Annotated in this window: 21 protein-coding genes; 13 read left to right on the forward strand and 8 right to left on the reverse strand. The window is 67.8% G+C overall.

Features of this window, described 5'->3' with window-relative positions:
- Window positions 1–83: 83 nt before the first annotated feature.
- The gene (locus LMQ14_RS24475; protein ID WP_267732198.1) at window positions 84–773 is read right to left on the reverse strand and encodes a TetR family transcriptional regulator; all 690 of its coding nucleotides are present in this window, start codon (window positions 771–773) and stop codon (window positions 84–86) included.
- A 109-nt stretch (window positions 774–882) separates the two neighbouring features.
- On the opposite strand from LMQ14_RS24475, the gene LMQ14_RS24480 reads away from it, so the two are divergent.
- From LMQ14_RS24480 to LMQ14_RS24510, 7 genes are read left to right on the forward strand one after another with little or no spacing between them, the layout of a single operon-like run.
- On the forward strand, window positions 883–2625 hold the full coding sequence (locus LMQ14_RS24480; RefSeq protein WP_267732199.1) for a cytochrome c biogenesis protein DipZ: 1743 nt from the start codon (window positions 883–885) through the stop codon (window positions 2623–2625).
- Between the two features lie 56 nt (window positions 2626–2681).
- Window positions 2682–3980, forward strand: coding sequence for an NAD(P)/FAD-dependent oxidoreductase (locus LMQ14_RS24485; RefSeq protein ID WP_267732200.1), 1299 nt, complete (start codon window positions 2682–2684; stop codon window positions 3978–3980).
- On the forward strand, window positions 3974–4672 hold the full coding sequence (locus LMQ14_RS24490; protein WP_267732201.1) for a DUF1365 domain-containing protein: 699 nt from the start codon (window positions 3974–3976) through the stop codon (window positions 4670–4672). The genes LMQ14_RS24485 and LMQ14_RS24490 overlap by 7 nt, the downstream gene beginning before the upstream one ends.
- On the forward strand, window positions 4669–5940 hold the full coding sequence (locus LMQ14_RS24495) for a class I SAM-dependent methyltransferase (protein ID WP_267732202.1): 1272 nt from the start codon (window positions 4669–4671) through the stop codon (window positions 5938–5940). Before LMQ14_RS24490 ends, LMQ14_RS24495 begins: the two co-directional genes overlap by 4 nt.
- Window positions 5937–6740 carry a DUF1295 domain-containing protein gene (locus LMQ14_RS24500; RefSeq protein ID WP_420714570.1) on the forward strand — a complete coding sequence of 268 codons (804 nt, stop codon included), beginning with the start codon at window positions 5937–5939 and terminating at the stop codon, window positions 6738–6740. The genes LMQ14_RS24495 and LMQ14_RS24500 overlap by 4 nt, the downstream gene beginning before the upstream one ends.
- Window positions 6741–6785: 45 nt before the next feature.
- Entirely contained in the window at window positions 6786–7349 is a 564-nt protein-coding gene (locus LMQ14_RS24505) for a sigma-70 family RNA polymerase sigma factor (RefSeq protein WP_267732203.1), read from the forward strand.
- Window positions 7346–8047 carry an anti-sigma factor gene (locus tag LMQ14_RS24510; RefSeq protein WP_267732204.1) on the forward strand — a complete coding sequence of 234 codons (702 nt, stop codon included), beginning with the start codon at window positions 7346–7348 and terminating at the stop codon, window positions 8045–8047. The genes LMQ14_RS24505 and LMQ14_RS24510 overlap by 4 nt, the downstream gene beginning before the upstream one ends.
- Here LMQ14_RS24510 and LMQ14_RS24515 read toward each other — a convergent pair.
- The 3 genes from LMQ14_RS24515 to LMQ14_RS24525 form a co-directional block, all read right to left on the reverse strand.
- Complete coding sequence (locus LMQ14_RS24515; RefSeq protein ID WP_267732205.1) at window positions 8044–8892, reverse strand: hypothetical protein; 849 nt, start codon at window positions 8890–8892, stop codon at window positions 8044–8046. The genes LMQ14_RS24510 and LMQ14_RS24515 overlap by 4 nt on opposite strands.
- 21 nt (window positions 8893–8913) lie before the next feature.
- Window positions 8914–9429 (reverse strand): mycothiol transferase, encoded by a 516-nt coding sequence (locus tag LMQ14_RS24520; RefSeq protein WP_267732206.1) that lies wholly within the window; start codon window positions 9427–9429, stop codon window positions 8914–8916.
- Window positions 9430–9501: 72 nt separating this feature from the next.
- Window positions 9502–9876 (reverse strand): VOC family protein, encoded by a 375-nt coding sequence (locus LMQ14_RS24525; protein WP_267732207.1) that lies wholly within the window; start codon window positions 9874–9876, stop codon window positions 9502–9504.
- A 45-nt stretch (window positions 9877–9921) separates the two neighbouring features.
- On the opposite strand from LMQ14_RS24525, the gene LMQ14_RS24530 reads away from it, so the two are divergent.
- The 4 genes from LMQ14_RS24530 to LMQ14_RS24545 are packed head-to-tail and all read left to right on the forward strand — an operon-like array spanning window position 9922 to window position 13559.
- Window positions 9922–11652, forward strand: coding sequence for an N-acyl-D-amino-acid deacylase family protein (locus LMQ14_RS24530; RefSeq protein WP_267732208.1), 1731 nt, complete (start codon window positions 9922–9924; stop codon window positions 11650–11652).
- A 38-nt stretch (window positions 11653–11690) separates the two neighbouring features.
- Window positions 11691–12530: a PPE family protein gene (locus tag LMQ14_RS24535; RefSeq protein WP_267732209.1), complete on the forward strand. Its 840-nt coding sequence runs from the start codon at window positions 11691–11693 to the stop codon at window positions 12528–12530.
- Window positions 12531–12561: 31 nt separating this feature from the next.
- Window positions 12562–12960 carry a pyridoxamine 5'-phosphate oxidase family protein gene (locus LMQ14_RS24540; RefSeq protein ID WP_267732210.1) on the forward strand — a complete coding sequence of 133 codons (399 nt, stop codon included), beginning with the start codon at window positions 12562–12564 and terminating at the stop codon, window positions 12958–12960.
- 35 nt (window positions 12961–12995) lie between these two features.
- Complete coding sequence (locus tag LMQ14_RS24545) at window positions 12996–13559, forward strand: carboxymuconolactone decarboxylase family protein (protein ID WP_267732211.1); 564 nt, start codon at window positions 12996–12998, stop codon at window positions 13557–13559.
- Here the strand turns inward: LMQ14_RS24545 and LMQ14_RS24550 are convergent.
- A complete protein-coding gene (locus LMQ14_RS24550; protein ID WP_267732212.1) occupies window positions 13548–14372 on the reverse strand; it encodes an SDR family NAD(P)-dependent oxidoreductase in 825 nt (274 codons plus the stop codon). The genes LMQ14_RS24545 and LMQ14_RS24550 overlap by 12 nt on opposite strands.
- 166 nt (window positions 14373–14538) lie before the next feature.
- On the opposite strand from LMQ14_RS24550, the gene LMQ14_RS24555 reads away from it, so the two are divergent.
- Window positions 14539–14913 (forward strand): pyridoxamine 5'-phosphate oxidase family protein, encoded by a 375-nt coding sequence (locus LMQ14_RS24555; protein ID WP_267732213.1) that lies wholly within the window; start codon window positions 14539–14541, stop codon window positions 14911–14913.
- A gap of 65 nt (window positions 14914–14978) precedes the next feature.
- On the opposite strand, the gene groL is transcribed toward LMQ14_RS24555, so the two are convergent.
- Together groL and LMQ14_RS24565 are read right to left on the reverse strand one after the other, a co-directional pair.
- Entirely contained in the window at window positions 14979–16604 is a 1626-nt protein-coding gene (groL, locus tag LMQ14_RS24560) for a chaperonin GroEL (RefSeq protein ID WP_267732214.1), read from the reverse strand.
- Window positions 16605–16782: 178 nt separating this feature from the next.
- The gene (locus LMQ14_RS24565; RefSeq protein ID WP_267732215.1) at window positions 16783–17349 is read right to left on the reverse strand and encodes a TetR/AcrR family transcriptional regulator; all 567 of its coding nucleotides are present in this window, start codon (window positions 17347–17349) and stop codon (window positions 16783–16785) included.
- 102 nt (window positions 17350–17451) lie between these two features.
- Here LMQ14_RS24565 and LMQ14_RS24570 point away from each other — a divergent pair, with 102 nt between their 5' ends.
- On the forward strand, window positions 17452–18363 hold the full coding sequence (locus LMQ14_RS24570) for an SDR family NAD(P)-dependent oxidoreductase (RefSeq protein ID WP_267732216.1): 912 nt from the start codon (window positions 17452–17454) through the stop codon (window positions 18361–18363).
- On the opposite strand, the gene LMQ14_RS24575 is transcribed toward LMQ14_RS24570, so the two are convergent.
- Window positions 18360–19052 (reverse strand): M24 family metallopeptidase, encoded by a 693-nt coding sequence (locus tag LMQ14_RS24575; protein WP_267732217.1) that lies wholly within the window; start codon window positions 19050–19052, stop codon window positions 18360–18362. The genes LMQ14_RS24570 and LMQ14_RS24575 overlap by 4 nt on opposite strands.
- Between the last annotated feature and the right edge of the window lie 22 nt (window positions 19053–19074).

Genomic DNA, 19074 nt, shown 5'->3' on the forward strand with positions numbered 1-19074 from the left:
GGCGCGAGCGCGCGCCGCCTTCAGATCCAGGTTCGGCCTCGACTCGACCGCTCCCAGCCCACACATCCCAATCTGCTTTCTGTTCATGACGATTCGGCGAGCAGGCCGGTACAGGTGGCGGTCAGCACCCGGGTGAGGGCGGGGCCGAATTCGATGTTCCATTCCTCGGGCGGTCCGGCCTCGGGCTCGTCGGCGTAGGCATCGGTGAGCCGCTCCGGCGGGTTGGCGATCTGCCAGAAGGCGGCGGCCAACGAGTAGGCGGCGATCATGGTGTCGAACGCGCCGGAGCGGCCGAGCTTGGGTAGCGCGCCTTCGATGCTGTCGGCGAGAGCGACCGCGGCGGCGGAGATCGTTCGCCGGATGTCGACGACCCGCTCGACCTCCACCTCGTGCTCGAGGTGCAAGTGAAGGTTGGCGAGCAGATCGCAAAACAGCGGATCGTCGGCCAGCCCGTTCGCCAACGTTTCGGCCACCCGCGCCGACGACATCGGACCCGGCTCGGCCAGCTTCTCGCACACGGTGCCCGACCATCGGACCCACCCCTCGGCGGCCAGATGCAGCAGAACTTCCTTGTGCGAAGTGAAGTAACGGCGCACCGCCGAGTAGTGAATCCCGGCGCGACTGGCGACGGCGGTCAACGTCACGGATGCGACGCCGGCCTCGCAGGCCAGGGAGCGCGCGGCTTCGACGAGTGCGGCCGCACGTCGGCGCTTGTTCTCTTCCGTGCGGGCGCGCTGAAACGTGAGTTGCGCCACTGGCCGAGCGTAACGCACGTCATGTGATTTGTATAACGCACATAACGTGACTTCGCGGTGCGATTACGGTGAGAGTCGTGAGCGTCTTTTATCCCGTCCGTAACCGCCGCCGTATCGAATAGCACCTGTGCACACAATCGCGCTCATCGGCTTGCTCGGTGGCCTGATCACCGGCATTTCGCCATGCATCCTGCCCGTGCTTCCGGTGATTTTTCTGTCCGGCATGGACGGCGGCGGCAAAGCCAGAAGTCGCGGTTTGAGTTCGGCGATGCGTCCCTACTTGGTGATCGCGGGTTTGGTGTGCAGCTTCAGCCTGGCCACCCTGATCGGGTCCGCGCTGCTGTCGGCACTGCATCTGCCGCAGGACGCCATCCGGTGGACCGCGCTGGTGGTGCTGACCCTGATCGGCCTGGGATTGATCTTCCCGCCGCTGCAACACCTGATCGAGCGGCCATTTGCCCGCCTGCCGCAACGCCAAACCGGTGCCGGCACAGACGGTTTCGGCCTGGGACTGGCGTTGGGTGCGTTGTATGTGCCGTGCGCGGGACCGGTGCTGGCCGCGATCGTGGTGGCCGGCGGCACGACGTCGCTTGGGCCCGCCACGTTCGTGTTGACCGCGACGTTCGCGCTCGGCAACGCGATACCCCTGTTGGCTTTCGCGCTGGCCGGGCGTCAGGTCTCGCAACGCGTAACGGCTTTCCGTCGTCGGCAGCGCCTCATTCAGGTCGTCGGCGGGGTCATGATGATCGTGCTCGCGGTGGCGCTGGTGTTCAACCTGCCCGCGATGTTGCAGCGCGCCGTGCCCGACTACACGACGGCGATGCAGAATCGCCTCGGCGCCAACGACATCCAGCGCTCGCTGGTCCCGAGTCGCCCACCGGGGCCGACTACGGGTAGCGTGCTGCCGCTGAATCAGGGCAACACGAGCAACGGTCTGCCGACCAACTGCACCGACGGTGCTACCGAGCTGCAACAGTGCGGGCCGGCACCCGCGATCACCGGCATCACCGAATGGCTCAACACCCCGGACGGCAAGCCGCTGGACCCCGCCGCGGTGCGGGGCAAGGTGGTGCTGATCGACTTCTGGGCCTACTCCTGCATCAACTGCCAACGCGCCATCCCGCACGTCGTCGATTGGTACAACCGGTATCGCGACAGCGGATTGGTGGTCATCGGGGTGCACACGCCCGAATACGCCTTCGAGCGGGTAGCCGGCAACGTGGCCAGCGGTGCCGCCGGGTTGCACATCGACTACCCCATCGCGCTGGACAACGACTACGCCACCTGGAACGCGTTCAACAACATGTACTGGCCGGCCGAATACCTGATCGACGGGAACGGAACGCTGCGGCACACCAAGTTCGGCGAGGGCGACTACGACGGCACCGAGAAACTGATCCGCCAACTGCTGGTCGACGCCAATCCGAACGTCGCGCTGCCCGCGCCGGTGGACGGGGCCGACACCACCCCGAAGACCAACCTCACCTCCGAGACCTACCTGGCGCCCGACAAGGCCACCAACTACGGCGGCGACGGCAGCTACCAGCCGGGCACCGCCGGGTTCAACTTCCCGGCGCAGGTGGCAGGAGACAAATTCGCCCTGCGCGGCCGGTGGACCCTGGACGACCAGGGCATCACCGCCGACAGCGATGATGCCGCGATCCGGCTGAACTACACGGCCAAGAGCGTCTTCGTCGTCGTCGGCGGCACCGGAACGATCACCGTGACCCGCGATGGGAAGACCACCACCACCCCGATCGGCGGCGTTCCCACGCTGCACGAGATCGTGTCCGACGGCGGCGCGCACCGCGATCAGCTCGACCTGCAAGTGAGCAAGGGCCTGCAGGTGTTTTCGTTCACTTTCGGCTAGACATCGGTAAGCGCACAGCAGCCCATCCGCCAGCTCATTGGCTCCGAATAGGAGACGTGGACTCGTCACACGCGCGGTCGGTTGCCGTCATTGGCAGCGGCGTGGCCGGCCTCACCGCCGCCTACGTCCTGTCCGGCCATGACCACGTCACCCTGTACGAAGCCGACGTGCGGCTCGGCGGCCACGCGCACACCCATTTCGTGGCCGACGGCGGCCGGGTCATCGGCGTCGACTCGGCGTTCCTGGTGCACAACGACCGGACCTATCCGACGCTCTGCCGGTTGTTCAGCGAACTCGGGGTGGCCACCCAGGAGTCGGAGATGTCGATGTCGGTGCGCGCCGACGAGATCGGGCTCGAATACGCCGGCGCGTTGGGCTGGCGCGGGTTGTTCGCCTCCAGGCAGTCGCTGCGGCCCCGCTACCTGCTGATGCTCGGTGAGATCGTCCGCTTCCACCGCGCCGCCTCGCGGCTGCTGCGCGAGGACGCCGGGCACGACGACCTGGAGACGCTGGAAGCCTTCCTGAACCGGCACCGCTTCTCGTCGTATTTCATCGACTTTTTCATCACCCCGCTGGTGGCGGCGGTGTGGTCGTGCGCCAGCAACGACGCCCTGCGCTACCCGGCCCGGTATCTGTTCGTCTTCCTCGACCACCACGGCATGCTGTCGGTTTTCGGGTCACCGACCTGGCGCACCGTGACCGGGGGCTCTGCGCACTACGTCCAGGCCGTGGCCGCTCGGCTCGCCGAAGTGTCGACCGGGACGCCGGTGAACTCGCTGCGCCGGGTACCCGACGGCGTGTGGGTGCAGGCCGGCAACAACGCGCCGCGGCTTTTCGACGCGGCGGTCGTCGCCGTGCATCCCGACCAGGCGCTGCTGCTGCTCGACGATCCGAACCCGTGGGAGCGCGCGGTGCTGGGCGCGATTCCGTATTCCACCAACCAGGCGCAACTGCACACCGACGAATCGGTGCTCCCCCGGCATCGCCGGGCCCGCGCATCATGGAATTACCTGGTTACCCCGGGGAAGGAACACGTCGTGGTCAGCTATGACGTCAGCAGACTCATGCGGCTGGATGGCAACCGCCGGTACCTGGTGACCCTGGGTGGCCACGACCGCGTCGATCCGGCATCGGTGATCGCCGAAATGACCTACAGCCATCCCCTGTATACGCCGGAATCCGTTGCAGCACAGGCGTTATTGCCGACGCTGGACAACGATCGGGTGGCCTTCGCGGGCGCCTACCACGGCTGGGGTTTCCACGAGGACGGCGCCGCCTCGGGCCTGGCCGCGGCGCGGCGCCTGGGTGCCGACTGGCCGACGGCGACCCGGCGAGCGGCGGTGGCGCGATGCTGACGCCCGCGATCTACCGCACCACGATCAGCCATTCACGGCAGGCCCCGGTGCGTCACTCGTTCGAATACCGAAGCTACAGCTGGTATGTCGACGTCGACGAGCTGCCGCGGCTGCCCTGGTGGCTGCGGCCGTTCGCCCGGTTCCGCGCCTCGGATCACTTCGCCGGTCCGCGGCAGGGGTCGTTGCGCGACGGGCTCGGTGCCTTCTTCGCCGACCGCGGCCTGGCCGCCCCCGAGGGCCGCATCACCGCACTGCTGCAAGCGCGCGTGTTCGGCTATGTCTTCAACCCGCTGAGCGTTTTTTGGTGCCACGACCGCGACGGCCGGCTGCGACATGTGATCGCCGAGGTACACAACACCTACGGCGAGCGACACGCCTACCTGTTGCCCCCGGCCGACCTGCCGGTGGTCACCGAGAAGAAGCTCTACGTCTCGCCGTTCAATGCGGTCGACGGCTACTACCTGGTACGAGCACCACGGCCCGACAGTGAAGTCGACATCACCGTGGAGCTGCGCCGCGACCATCAGCCCGCGTTCGTGGCCAGCATGCGCGGACAACGCCGACCGGCGACCGCTCGGCAGGTCGCGATCATGCAAATCGTCTCGCCGCTGGCACCGCTGGTGGTGGCCGCACGTATTCGAATTCAGGGGATCAAACTGTGGTTACGTCGAGTTCCGTTGGTACCGCGATGACCGTACAGACCATCCGAAAGCCTTCGGCAGCAATCGATTCCAGTCGCTGGCCGGCGATTGCGAGGGTGCCGTCCGGGCCCGTGAGTGCGGCATCGGCCGCCGTCGCCGACCGGCTGCTGCGACGTGCAGCGGCTCGCCTCCCGCTGCGGGTGGCCTACCCCGACGGCGCGGTGGTCGGTGCGGCCGACCCGACGGCGCCGACCTTGGTTGTCCACCAACCGGAAGCGATGGCACGCCGGATCGGGCGCTACGGCCTGATCGGCTTCGGCGAGTCCTACATGGCCGGTGAGTGGTCGTCGGATGACCTCAGCGGGGTGTTGACGGTATTCGCCACCTCGGTGGGCGATCTGGTGCCCAGGCCGTTGCAATGGCTGCGCCCGATCGCGCCGGCCTTCCGGCCGCGGTTGTGGAGTGCCGGCCGAGATCGCGCGCGGCGCAACATCGCCGAGCACTACGACCTGTCCAACGACCTGTTCGCCGAGTTCCTCGACGAGACCATGACGTACTCTTGTGCGCTGTTTGACCGGCTACCCGCGACGGCATCGGATTTGGCCGCCGCACAGCAGCGCAAGATCGATCGGCTGCTCGACATCGCCGGGGTCCACCAGGGCAGCCGCGTGCTCGAAATCGGCACCGGGTGGGGAGAGCTGTGCATCCGCGCGGCCTCCCGCGGGGCGGAGGTCCGCTCGGTCACCCTGTCGGTCGAGCAACAGCAGCTGGCGCGGCTTCGGGTTGTCGCGGCAGGGCTGTCCGACAAGGTGACGATCGACCTCTGCGACTACCGCGACGTCGACGGCTGTTACGACGCGGTGGTGTCCGTCGAAATGATCGAGGCGGTGGGATTCCACGCGTGGCAACGGTATTTCACCACGCTCGAACGGCTGGTGCGACCGGGCGGCCGGGTCGCGATCCAGGCGATCACGATGCCGCACACCCGGATGATGGCCAGCCGCAACACGCACACCTGGATCCAGAAGTACATCTTCCCCGGCGGACTGCTGCCGTCCACCCAGGCCATCTCCGCAATCACCGAGTGCCGCACCGGTTTACGCACCGTGGACATGGCGTCGTTGCGGCCGCATTACGCCGAGACGCTGCGGCTCTGGCGGGAACGTTTCCTGCAGCGACGAGACCAGTTGGCGCGCTTGGACTTCGATGACGTGTTCCAGCGGATGTGGGAACTGTATCTGGCGTATTCGGAGGCGGGCTTCAGATCGGGATACTTGAACGTCTACCAGTGGACCTTCGCACGCGAGGACTATCGATGAGCAACCTGAACTTTGCCCAGAACCTGACCCTGGTGTCCGGCGCCTCGGTTTTGGTTCTCGCCGTGGTGCATTCGGTCACGTTCACCATCGGCAGGCGCATCGGCCGCTACAACGTCGTCGACGTGGCGTGGGGTATCGGCTTCGTCGCGATCGCCGCCGTCGCCGCGACGCTCGGCCACGGCGACCCGATCCGGCGCTGGCTGCTGCTCGCGCTGGTGACGATCTGGGGCTTACGGCTGAGCTGGCACATCCACCGCAAGACCGCCGGCAAGGGAGAGGATCCTCGCTATGCCGCGATGCTGCGCAATGCCACGCCCGGGCAAGTGCTGCGCAAAGTCTTCGTACTGCAGGCGTTGATCACCTGGTTCGTCTCCTTCCCGCTGCAGCTGTCGGCGGTGACCGGGCCCACGTCGAAGCCGCTGACCGCGGTCCTGGTGCTCGGAGTGGTGGTGTGGCTGGTGGGTGTCACCTTCGAAGCGGTGGGCGACCGGCAGCTGCGGGTGTTCAAATCCGACCCGGCCAATCGCGGTGTGCTGATGGACCGTGGCCTATGGGCGTGGACGCGTCACCCCAACTACTTCGGCGACGCCACCGTGTGGTGGGGGTTGTGGCTGATCACCATCACCGGATGGTGGTCGCTGGCCACGGTCGGCTCTCCGCTGCTGATGACGTACTTCCTGGTCTATGTGACCGGCGCCCGGCTCACCGAGAAATTGATGGCCGGCCGGCCGGGCTTCGCGGAATATCAGCAAAGGACCGCGTGTTTTTTCCCACGACCACCGCGACGGGCGGCCCGATAGCTGCCGCCGAAGCGACCAGGGCGGGGAGCGATAGGCTAACTGACGATGACCGGACTGCCGCAGCTGAGCAGCGACCTGGATGAGTTGCTGCGTCAAGTCGCGCGCGGAGACACCGAGGCTTTCGCCGCCGTCTACGACCTCACCAAGAGCCGAGTGTTCGGGCTGGTGATCCGGGTGCTGCGCGATGCCGGCTACAGCGAGGAAACCACCCAGGAGATCTATCTCGAGGTGTGGCGGTCGGCGTCGGACTATGACCCGGCGCGCGGCTCGGCGCTATCCTGGCTGCTGACCATCGCGCACCGACGGGCCATCGACCGGGTGCGCTCCGAGCAGGCCGGCAGCCGCCGGGAATCGCGCTACGGCGCGGCAAATGTCGACACCGACCATGACGTGGTCGCCGACTCCGCGATCGCCGGTGACGAGCAGCGCCGGGTGGCCGACTGCCTGGGCTCGCTGACCGACGCGCAGCGGCAGTGCATCGAGCTGGCCTACTACGGCGGGCTGACCTATGCCGAGGTGTCACAGCGGCTGGCCGCAAATCTGTCGACGATCAAATCGCGCATCCGCGACGCGCTGCGCGGGCTGCGTAACTGCTTGGACGTGCCGTGACCGAACCCAGCGACTTCGAGCTGCTCGAACTGGCCACGCCGTATGCCCTGCACGCGGTGTCCGACGCAGAGCGCGCCGACATCGACCGCCAGATCGCGACCGCGCCGGCGTCGATCGCGTCGGCCTTCGCCGAGGAAGTCCGCGCCGTGCGCGAAACGATGGCCGTCGTCTCGGCCTCCACCATCGTCGAGCCACCGGCGCAGCTGCGGGCCGCCGTGCTGGCCGTAGCCGCATCCAGCCATCAGAAACGCCAAAACCGTTGGCGTACAACTGCATTGATATCGGTCGCGGCGGCGATCGTGGCGGGCCTGACGGCATTCGGCGTGCAGACCCTGTTGCGCCCGGCGCCGACGCAGTCGGTGGCCGCACAGATCATGGCCGCCCCGGACGTGCGGACGGTATCGCGTCCGCTGGCCAACGGGACGGCCACGGTGGTGTTCTCTCGCGATCGCGGCGCCGGAGTGCTGGTGATGAACAACGTGCCGCCGCCGACCCCGGGCACCGTCTATCAGATGTGGTTGATCGATGCCAACGGCCCGACCTCGGCCGGCACGATGAACACCGCGGCCGTCTCGCCCTCGACGACGGCAACGCTGCCCAACCTCGGAAAGTCGACGGCCCTGGCCTTCACCGTCGAACCCGGCGCGGGCTCACCGCAGCCGACCACCCCGATCTTGGCGACGCTGCCGCTGAGCTAAGCCTTCTTCTTGAACAGGCTGCCCAGCACCGCGACGATCACTCCGAAAACGACCAGCCCCGCGCCGGCGGCAAGAGTCAGGTTCAGCCAGTCCCGGATCCCGCCCTCGGCGCTGTGCACCATCACGTCGGCGATCTGGCGGACGTCACCGGTGGTCCGATTGAGCACCTCGTTGATGAAGCGGGTACCGACCTCGATGCCGACCCACCCGGTCGCACCGACCAGCAGCGCCGAGACGCCGAGGCCGGTCAGCGCCTTGCCGCGGCCCCGGGCGACGAGCAACGTGAGCAGTGCGCACACACCGCAGAGCGCTACCGCACCCAAACTCGCCCACTTGCCCCAGGCGGCGACCCGGCTGAGCTCCCCCGGCCGCAGCGAGTGCGGCACCGACGCCGTCAGCGGCACGCTCAGCGTGGCGGGCACCGTCACGTTGTGCTCGCTCAAGATCTGCTGAAACGCACTGTCGTTGAGCATCGGAGCCACGTCGACCGCCCAGGATTCTCCGGATCCCGCATCGGCGAACAGCCAGCGGTGCGCCGCCCGGTTCGCCGTCGCGAACATCGGCGGGAACGACGGGCCGGCCGTGAATTCGGCGGCGGCGTCGTGCACTTGCGCGCTGTCGACCGGATAGCGTCCGCCGCCCTGCTCGGCGATCAGCGCCATCGTCCGGGTGGTGAGTTCACCGGCCATCGCGGACTGCAGGGCCGGGTCGGCCGCCGCCTTCTGCGCCAACGCGGCGTAGCCGTTCTCGTCGACGATATTGAGCTGCACCCATGCCGCGGGGACCGCAACCGCGAGCGCAACCGTGGTGAACAGCCACAGCATCAGCGTCGCGAGGAATCGCACGTGCCCAATCTACGGGCCAAGCTATGGCGCGATGCCCCGCACGTAGGCGGCCTGCCCGAGGTGCTGGGCGCAATCGTCGATGATGCTCACCAACCGGGCGCTGGCCGTCACCGGCGGATCCCAGTTGGTGTCGACGACGCGGGCCAACTCGTCGGCGGTGACGCCGGCGACGTACTCGAGACTGAGTTGGTGCACCGCGTGGTAGTAGCCGGACAGCAGCTCCGCGGGGGCGTGCACCTTCGCCACGTCCGCGGGGCCGTGGCCGTAGCCGGTGTCACGGCGCGGCAGGTCCAGCGCGAAGCGGTCCACCCAGCCGTCTTTGGTCCAGACCTCCTCGACCCCGGCCACGTCGGCCAGCTGGACGTCCTGCACCCGGGCGCTGTGCCAGAGCAGCCAGGCGATCGTGTTGGCGTCCGGGGCCGGCCGATAGTTGGACAGCTCGTCGGTCAGTCCATCGGTGAGCTCGTCGACGTGCTCGATCAACCGGGTGAACGCGTCGCGGAGCAGCTCGCGGGCGGCGGCATCGGTATCTGACATACCCACGACACTACGAGCCCGCAGCGTGGCGATCGCGAGCGCGGCGAAGCCGGGGGAAGCGGGTCGCCACCATCAGGCCTGTGCCCCGTGATAGACCGCTTCGACGTTGTTGCCGTCCGGATCACGCACGAATGCACCGAAGTAACCGGGGTGATATTCCGGCCACAACCTGGGCTCATGCAGGGATTCGGCGCCCAGTCCCAGCGCCGCCTCGTGGAACGCCCGCACGGCGTTTTCGTCGGCCGCCACGAACGCGATGTGGTTCTCCCGATTGGACCCCATCCCGGCGCCCTCGGCGATCCAAAATGTCGGCTTGCCGTCGCGGCCGTACCCGATGGCCGCACCGAAATCCAGCTGCCGCGAAAATCCCAGCACCGCCAGGACGGTGTCATAAAACGCCTGGGATTTCGGGTAGTCAGCGCAGTTAATACCGATGTGGTCGATCACGAATTGATCGTGGCACGACTTCGGACACGGTCGTAGATTGATTAGGTGATCTACGACCTCCTCATTCGCAATGGCACCATCGTCGACGGGCTGGGGGGTGAGCCGTACGTCGGCGACGTCGGGGTAGTCGGCGGCGTCATCACCGCCGTCGGGTCCGTCAACGGCGACAGCGCCGAGCGCGAGATCGACGCGTCCGGCCTGCTGGTCACGCCGGGTTTCGTCGACCTGCACACGCACTACGACGGCCAGTCCATCTGGTCGGAGCGCCTCACCCCGTCCTCGGCCCACGGGGTGACCACCGTGGTGATGGGCAACTGCGGCGTCGGGTTCGCGCCGTGCCGTCAGGAAGACCACGACGTGCTCGTCGATGTGATGGCCGGGGTGGAAGACATCCCGGGCGTCGTGATGACCGATGGCCTGCCGTGGAGCTGGGAAACCTTCCCCGAGTACCTCAATGCGCTGGACGCCGGCCGGCGTGACATCGACGTGGCCGCCTACCTTCCGCATTCGCCGCTGCGGGTCTACGTGATGGGCCAGCGCGGCGCCGACCGCGAAGCGGCCACCGCCGACGACCTGGCGAAGATGCGGGCGCTGGCCAAGGAGGCCATGGAGGTCGGGGCGCTGGGCTTCGCGTCGTCGCGGTTGACCATCCACAAGACCGAAAGTGGTTCGCCCATACCGAGTTACGACGCCGCCCGCGAGGAGATCGAGGAGATCGCCAAGGGCGTCGTCGACGGCGGCGGCGGGCTGCTGCAATTCGTGCCCGACATTCCGGCCGGTGGCTACCAGCCGGTGCTGCAGACGGTGTTCGACGTCGCCGAGGAGGTCGGGCTGCCGGTCACCTTCACGCTCGTCGTCGCCAACGCCGGCGACCCGACGTGGCCCGACGCGATCAATATGATCGAGAAGGCCAATGCCGCCGGCGGCGATGTCACCGCGCAGCTGCTGCCCCGCCCGATCGGGCTGATCATCGGGCTGCAACTCACCGCCAACCCGTTCGTGCTCTATCCCAGCTATCAGGAGATCGCGCACCTGCCGCTGGCCGAGCGGGTCGCCGAGATGCGCAAGCCCGAGGTCCGCGCCCGCATCCTGGCCGACAAGCCGGGCCACGGCCACCCGATCCTGTACGTCGCGCAGATGTGGGACTGGATCTTCCCGCTCGGCGAGCACCCCAACTACGAGCCGGACCCGGCGGACAGCATCGGGGCCCGGGCCAGGGCCCGCGGGGTGAACCCGATGGAGGAGGCCTACGACCGGTTGCTCGACGACGACGGCCGCGCCATGCTCCTGGTCGCGACCAGCAACATGGAACGCAACTCGCTGAACACCGTCGGCGAGCTGCTGCACCGCGACGACGTGGTGCTCGGCCTCGGCGACGGCGGCGCCCACTACGGGATGATCTGCGACGCCAGCTATTCGACGTTCTTCCTGGCGCACTGGGCCCGAGACCGGGCGTCTGGAAAGTTCTCTGTGTCCGAAGCCGTGCGCGAGCTGACCTCGGTTCCGGCCCGGGTCGCCGGGCTGGCCGATCGGGGCCGGATCGCGGTCGGTTACAAGGCCGACCTCAACGTGATCGACCACGCCGGACTGCGCCTGCACAAGCCGGTGATCACTTACGACCTGCCCGCCGGCGGGCGTCGCCTGGACCAGACCGCGGAGGGATATGTGGCCACGATCGTGTCCGGTGAAGTGATCGCCGAAAACGGCAAACCCACCGACGCGCGTCCCGGCAAGCTGGTCCGCGGACGCCAGATCGCCCCCGCACCCACGCCATAACGCCACGAACAAGGGCCTGTCCCAGTTAAGTTATTGCAGTGACGAGCCCGCATTTTGCGTGGTTGCCGCCAGAGATCAATTCGGCCCTCCTCTACGCCGGTCCTGGATCGGCGCCGCTGCATGCTGCCGCTGAAGCCTGGGATGGGCTTGCGGAGAACCTGACCTCGTCCGCATCTTCGTTCTTCTCGGTGGCCTCGGATCTGGCCAACGGTTCGTGGCAGGGCCCCTCGGCAACGGCGATGCTGGCCGTCGCGACCCAATACGTGAGCTGGCTCAAGGCGGCAGCGGCCCAGGCCGAGGCGACCTCCAGCCAGGCCGCGGCCATCGCGGGCGCCTTCGAGACGGCGCTTTCGGCCACCGTGCAGCCGGCGGTGGTCAACGCCAATCGCGCCCTGGTGCGGGCGTTGGCGTCGCAGAACCATCTAGGGCAGAACGCCCCGACGATCATGGACATCGAGTCGGCCTACGAGCAGATGTGGGCCACCGACGTGGCGGCGATGTCCGGGTATCACGCCGACGCGTCCGCGGCCGCCGAGCAGCTCGCGCCGTGGCAGAACGTCATGCAAAACCTCGGTGTGCAATTCAACAACGGCGACCTGATTTTCGGGCCCCACACGGGCACTGGGAGCTTGGCGCATCACATCAACGCGCTGGCCAGCCTCGATCACACCGGTGGTCATGTCGGGTCCTGGCTGACCGACACCCCCGGCACCGGGTTCGCACATGGCGCCACCAGCAGTGCGGTCTCGGCGGACCTCAGCGCGAGCCTGCTCAACTCACCGACCGCCGGCACGGGCTTCAACCCGGGAACCGCAAACCTGAGCCTGCTCAACAACCTCGGCTCGGGTGCCATACCGACGGGTTTGACGGCGGACTGACGCCACACCCGCGACGCCTATCCTCGACATCATGCGCACGAAGAAGAGGGTGGACCTGGACAGGCTGGCCGCCGCGCTGCCCGACTACCCGTTCGCGTACCTGATCACCGTCGACGACGGATACCGCGTGCACACCGTGACGGTCGAACCGCAGCTACGCGATGGGGCGGTGCTCGACATCGGTCTCATCGGGGGACGTACTCGCGAAAACCTCACCCAGCGCGGCGATGTCACACTGCTGTGGCCGCCGCGCGAGCCGGGCGGCTATTCGCTGATCGTCGACGGCAGCGCCGAAGTCACCGAGTCCGACTCCGAGACAGCCCGGTGCAGTGTCGTGCCGACCCGCGCCCTGCTGCACCGCGACGCCGACTCCGCCACCGCGGCCAAGGGCGAGCTGCACGACTGCGTGGTGTTCTCTCGGCCCGTCTGACGACGCGGAAAAGCCGCCGCCGTAAAGTCATTCGCATGAGCCGCGTCGCGCCGCTAGCCCCGCCGTGGAGCGAGGAAGACGAAAACAGCATCAACAGCTGGGGTCACCCGGACCGCGCCTATGAGCCGCTGCTTCTGGTGCGCTGCCTGCAGCGCCATCCGGCGCTGGCCGGCCGGCTGCGCAAGCTCGGTGAATCCCTTTACATCGCAGCGCTTTTGCCGCCGCGGACCCGGACGATCGCAATCCTGCGCAGCTGCGCATTGGTGGGCTGCGAGTACGAGTGGGGCGGGCAGGCCGCGTTCTGGGGCCCGATCGCGGGCGTCAGCGACGACGAGTGCGACGCGCTGGTGACCGGCGGCCCGGACGACCCGCGGTGGGGCCCGGCCGAGCGCGCGCTGATCGAGGCGGTCGACGAGCTGGAACGCACCGGCTCGTGGTCGGAGGCGACGTGGACGGCGCTGGGCCGCGACCTCGACGACGAGCAGCGCATCGAATTGCTCACGGCCGTCGGCTGGTATCGCACGATCTGCACGCTGTGCAACGCGCTCGCGCTTCCGACGGAGGGCTGGATGCGGCGCTGGCCCGGGTCAGCTCGCTGAGCGGTCTTTTTGCAGGCCCGGATGCTGCTTTTTCAGTAGCGGCAGCAGCAGGCGTCGCGGCATGAACTGAAACAGCCGGGCGCCGAGTTGGCTTGGCAGCCCGGGGATCACGGTTCCGCGATCGTCGTCGAGCGCGTCGATGCCGGTACGCGCCACGTCGCTCGCGGGCAGCCACATGAACTTCGGGAACGCGTCGGCGAATTTCCGCTCGTCCATGCCGGCGGTCTTCAGGAACTCGGTGCGCACCGGCCCGGGGTTCAGCAACGCGACGGTGACACCCGTGCCGGCGAGTTCGCCGCGCAGTCCTTCGGTGTAGATGATCACGAACGCCTTGGTGGCGGCGTAGCCGACCTGGCCCGGGAAGGGGTGGTAGCCCGCGGTGGATCCGACGTTGAGGATCGCGCCGCGACCGCGCGGCACCATCTGCTGCACCGCGCGCGTGCACAGGTCGATGACGGCCTCGACGTTGACCCGCACCTGGGCGATCTCGTCGTCGACCGACACGTCCGTCACCGGCCCGATGGTGCCGATGCCGGCGTTGTTGACCAGAATTTCGGCCGTTAGCCCGCGACGGCCGACCTCGTCGAAAAGGCCGGCGCGAGCGGCGGAATCCGCGACGTCGCAGCCGATCACCTCGACCCGGACCCGGCCCGCGAGTTCGTCGGCCAGCTCGCGCAGCTTGTCCTCACGGCGCGCGACGAGGGTGACGCCGTGGCCGCGATCGGCAAGCTCGCGGGCGATGGCGGCGCCGATGCCCGACGATGCGCCGGTGACGACGGCGGTGCTGGTGGGTGAGGGAGTCGGAAGAGCCACGCATCGAACCTACAAGCCGCCGATGCAGTCGCATCAGCCACACCGGTCACTGGCCACGGTGGGCGCCGAATTGCCCGCCTCACAGCGACAATTCGAGTTGTCGCTCGAAGGTGGGCAAAACATCGCGGGTCCCCTGGAGACCCAGCCGCGGCCGTATCCTCGCGTCATGAGCGTGAAAGTGGATCTCGATCAACTGGCCGGCGCGCTGGCCGACTTCACGTTCGCCTACCTGATCACCTTCGGCGACGGCCGTCACGCGCACGCCGTAGCGGTGGACCCGATGCTCGTCGACGGCGTGTTCGAGGTGGGCTCCATCGGGAACAGCACGCGCACCAACATCGCGCGGCATGACGGGGTCACGCTGCTCTGGCCGCCGCGCGAACCGGGCGGTTACTCGCTGATCGTCGACGGCACGGGCCACGCCGGCGATGACGCGCTGCAGGTGGTGCCGAGTCGCGCGGTGCTACACCGCAAGGCGGGTCCCGGGACCGTCACCAAACCCGGCTGCAAGGACGACTGCATGCGCCTCGAGCAGTCCTGACACACGAAAAAGCCCGGCCCACTCGGGTTTTCGAGGGAGCCGGGCTTTTCTCGTAGCTGTTGGACTTAGAAGTCCATACCGCCCATGCCACCGGTCGGGTCGCCCGCCGGAGCGGACGCCTTCTCCGGCTTGTCGGCAACGACGGCCTCGGTGGTCAGGAACAGCGCCGCGATGGACGCCGCGTTCTGCAGCGCCGAACGGGTCACCTTGACCGGGTCGGCAACGCCGGCCTTGAGCAGGTCCTCGTACTCACCGGTGGCGGCGTTCAGGCCGACGCCGGGCTTCGAGTTGCGAACCTTCTCGGCCACCACGCCGGGCTCGAGCCCACCGTTGAAAGCGATCTGCTTCAGCGGAGCCTCGAGCGCTACGCGGACGATGTTGACGCCGGTGGCCTCGTCGCCCTTGAGCTTCAGCTCGTCCAGCGCCGGGGCCGCCTGCAGCAGGGCCACGCCACCACCGGCGACGATGCCCTCCTCGACGGCGGCCTTGGCGTTGCGCACCGCGTCCTCGATGCGGTGCTTGCGCTCCTTGAGCTCCACCTCGGTGGCAGCTCCGGCCTTGATCACCGCAACACCGCCGGCCAGCTTGGCCAGGCGCTCCTGCAGCTTCTCGCGGTCGTAGTCGGAGTCGCTGTTCTCGATCTCGGCACGGATCTGGGCCACCCGGCCGGCGATGGCGTCGGTGTCACCGGCGCCCTCGACGATGGTGGTCTCGTCCTTGGTGATCACGACCTTGCGGGCCTTACCGAGCAGCGAGACGTCGGCGGTCTCCAGGGAGAGGCCGACCTCTTCGCTGACGACCTGACCACCGGTGAGGATGGCCATGTCCTGCAGCATCGCCTTGCGACGGTCGCCGAAGCCGGGGGCCTTGACCGCCACCGACTTGAAGGTGCCGCGGATCTTGTTGACGACCAGGGTGGACAGCGCCTCGCCCTCGACGTCCTCGGCGATGATCAGCAGCGGCTTGCCGCCCTGAATGACCTTCTCCAGCAGCGGGAGCAGGTCCTTGACGGTCGACACCTTGGAGCTGACCAGCAGGATGTAGGGGTCCTCCAGGACCGCTTCCTGACGCTCGGCGTCGGTGACGAAGTAACCCGAGATGTAGCCCTTGTCGAACCGCATGCCCTCGGTGAGCTCGAGCTGCAGGCCGAAGGTGTTGGACTCCTCGACGGTGATGACGCCCTCGTTGCCGACCTTGTCCATCGCCTCGGCGATCAGGTCGCCGATCGACTGGTCGCCCGCCGAGATGCCCGCGGTCGCAGCGATCTGCTCCTTGGTCTCGACGTCCTTGGCCGACTTCAGCAGGGTCTCGGTGATCTTCTCGACGGCCTTCTCGATGCCGCGCTTGAGGCCCAGCGGGTTGGCGCCGGCCGCAACGTTGCGCAGGCCCTCTTTGACGAGCGCCTGAGCCAGCACCGTGGCCGTCGTCGTGCCGTCACCGGCAACGTCGTCGGTCTTCTTGGCAACTTCCTTGACCAGCTCGGCGCCGATCTTCTCGTACGGGTCCTCCAGCTCGATCTCCTTGGCGATGGACACGCCATCGTTGGTGATCGTGGGGGCACCCCACTTCTTCTCCAGGACGACGTTGCGACCCTTGGGGCCCAGCGTCACCTTTACCGCGTCGGCGAGGGCGTTGAGGCCCCGCTCGAGGCCGCGACGGGCCTCTTCGTCATACGCAATTGTCTTGGCCATTGCGAAGTGATTCCTCCGGATTGGGGATGACACGTTCTGGCCGGGCGCAGTGCCCGCGACGGACGACCGCAGCTGTCTAAGGGCTTGGTCTCACCGTCCCGACCTAGCACTCACTGGTCGCGAGTGCCAATGACATTCTTAGCACTCGCCCATGTCGAGTGCAAGAACGGGGCAGTCGCTATCGCCCAGCGCGTAAACCGTCGACGACGACGTCGGTAACCCGTTCGGCCAGCTCCGCGTTGTAGGCCTCCATGGCCTGGCAGCCGACCAAGATCGTCTTCAGTTCGCGCACGCCGATGTCGACCCGTGCGGTGCCCGCCCGCTGCGCGGCACCCAGCAGCTCGTCGAGCATCGCCAGGAAGGCGTCCTCGGCATCCGGCGCGGCAGTGGCGACGTCGATGCCGAATCCGGCCAGGGCGTCGACCAGGCCGCGGTCGGCCGCCCCCCACTGCAGCACGAGAGAGCGCAGGTAGACGAAGAGCGCCTCGCCGGGGCCGGCGGATTCCAGCAGGGCGCGCCCGTCGTCGACGAGGTGCTGCATGCGGTCCTCGATGACCGCCTGGAACAGCGCCTCCTTGGTCGGGAAGTGCCGGTAGACGGTGCCGGCCCCGACGCCGGCGCGGCGGGCGATCTCGTCGATCGGCACCGATAGGCCTTCGGCCGCGAAGGTGTCATAGGCGACTTCCAGCACCCGCGCCCGGTTGCGCGCCGCGTCGGCGCGCAACCGACGTTCAGGCTGTGCCACCTATTCACCACCCATCGGTTGACAAAACGGGGCGTGCGTTCCGTATAGTACGAATCAACCGGAGCGATCGCCCCGTTTAGTTTACAAGCTTAGGAGCTTTCCATGGCCAAATGGACCAGCGCGGACATTCCCGACCAGAAGGGCCGTGTCGCCGTCATCACCGGAGCCAACACCGGCCTGGGCTACGAAACCGCGGCCGCGCTTGCCGAGCACGGCGCGCACGTGGTGCTGGCGGTGCGCAATCTCGACAAGGGCAAGGACGCCGTCGCGCGTATCACGGCCAAGAGCTCGCAGGCCGACGTCGCGCTGCAGGAGCTGGACCTGACGTCGCTGGAGGCCATCCGCGGCGCCGCGGAGCAGCTGCGATCCGATTACGACCGCATCGACCTGCTGATCAACAACGCCGGGGTGATGTGGACGCCGAAGTCGACCACCAAGGACGGCTTCGAGCTGCAATTCGGCACCAACCACCTCGGCCACTTCGCCTTCACCGGCCTGCTACTGGATCGGCTGCTGCCGGTTCCCGGTTCCCGGATCGTGACGGTCAGCAGCATCGGCCACCGCATCCGCGCCGACATTCACTTCGACGACCTGCAGTGGGAACACAGCTACAACCGGGTCGGAGCTTACGGCCAGTCCAAACTGGCCAACCTGCTGTTCACCTACGAGCTGCAGCGACGGCTGGCCCCGCGGGGGACGACGATCGCCGCGGCCGCCCACCCCGGCGGCTCGCGCACGGAGCTGACTCGCAACCTGCCGCCCCTGCTCACCCGCCTCACCCCGCTGATCGAACCGCTCTTCCAGGGCGCGGACATGGGCGCGCTGCCGACCCTGCGGGCCGCGACCGACCCCGGCGTGCTGGGCGGGCAGTACTACGGCCCCGACGGTTTCGGCGAGCAACGCGGCTACCCCAAGCTCGTCTCGTCCAGCGACAAGTCACACGACCTCGGCGTGCAGCGCCGGTTGTGGACGGTCTCCGAGGAGCTCACCGGGGTGGTTTACCCCGTCGACTAGAGCAGATCGAGCAGCTGCTCGTAGAACCCGCCAAAACCGCGCGGGCGGTCGACCAGATGGATCTCCAGGATCCAGTGGCACGGCCGCCCGCCGCCGTCTTCGCGTCGCATGGGCCGGTCCGAGCCGGGCGTGATGTACCACTGGACGCCGTCGCCAGAGACCTTCTTGTGCGGGAACTCGCCCACCAGATGGCCGGCGATCGGGCTGCCCCACTCGAAACCCTCGGCGCGCGCGGCGCCGACGACGTAGTCGAACAACTCGGCGCCGGTGACGGACGGATGCTGGTCGAAATAGTTTCGTCCGGCCTGCCACACCCGCGGAAGTGCTTCGCGCACAGCCTTTTTAGCCGGGTCGTCGCCCAGCACGAACGTGCGCCCGAAGTCGGCCTCCCACTCCTCGAAGATCGGCCCCAGATCCAGGAACGCGATGTCGTCGTCGGCGATCACCCGGTCCGGCGGGTGCTCCTTGAAGGGCAGCAGGGTGTTCTCGCCGGCCCGCACGATCCGCCGGTGCCAGTGCCGGGTCACGCCGAACATCTCCGCGGCCAGGTCGCGGATTTCGTCGGACAACGCCTTTTCGCCCACGCCGGGGCGGATCATCGCGCGTCGTTCGATCTCGTCGAACAGTTGTGCCGCCTTCGCTTGGGCGTCGAGGAGCCGTTCGGTGCGCACCTCTTCCGGGGCCTCCACCCTCGCGATGCTAACTGGCAGG

This window comes from Mycobacterium sp. Aquia_213 (assembly GCF_026625985.1).
GTDB lineage: Bacteria > Actinomycetota > Actinomycetes > Mycobacteriales > Mycobacteriaceae > Mycobacterium.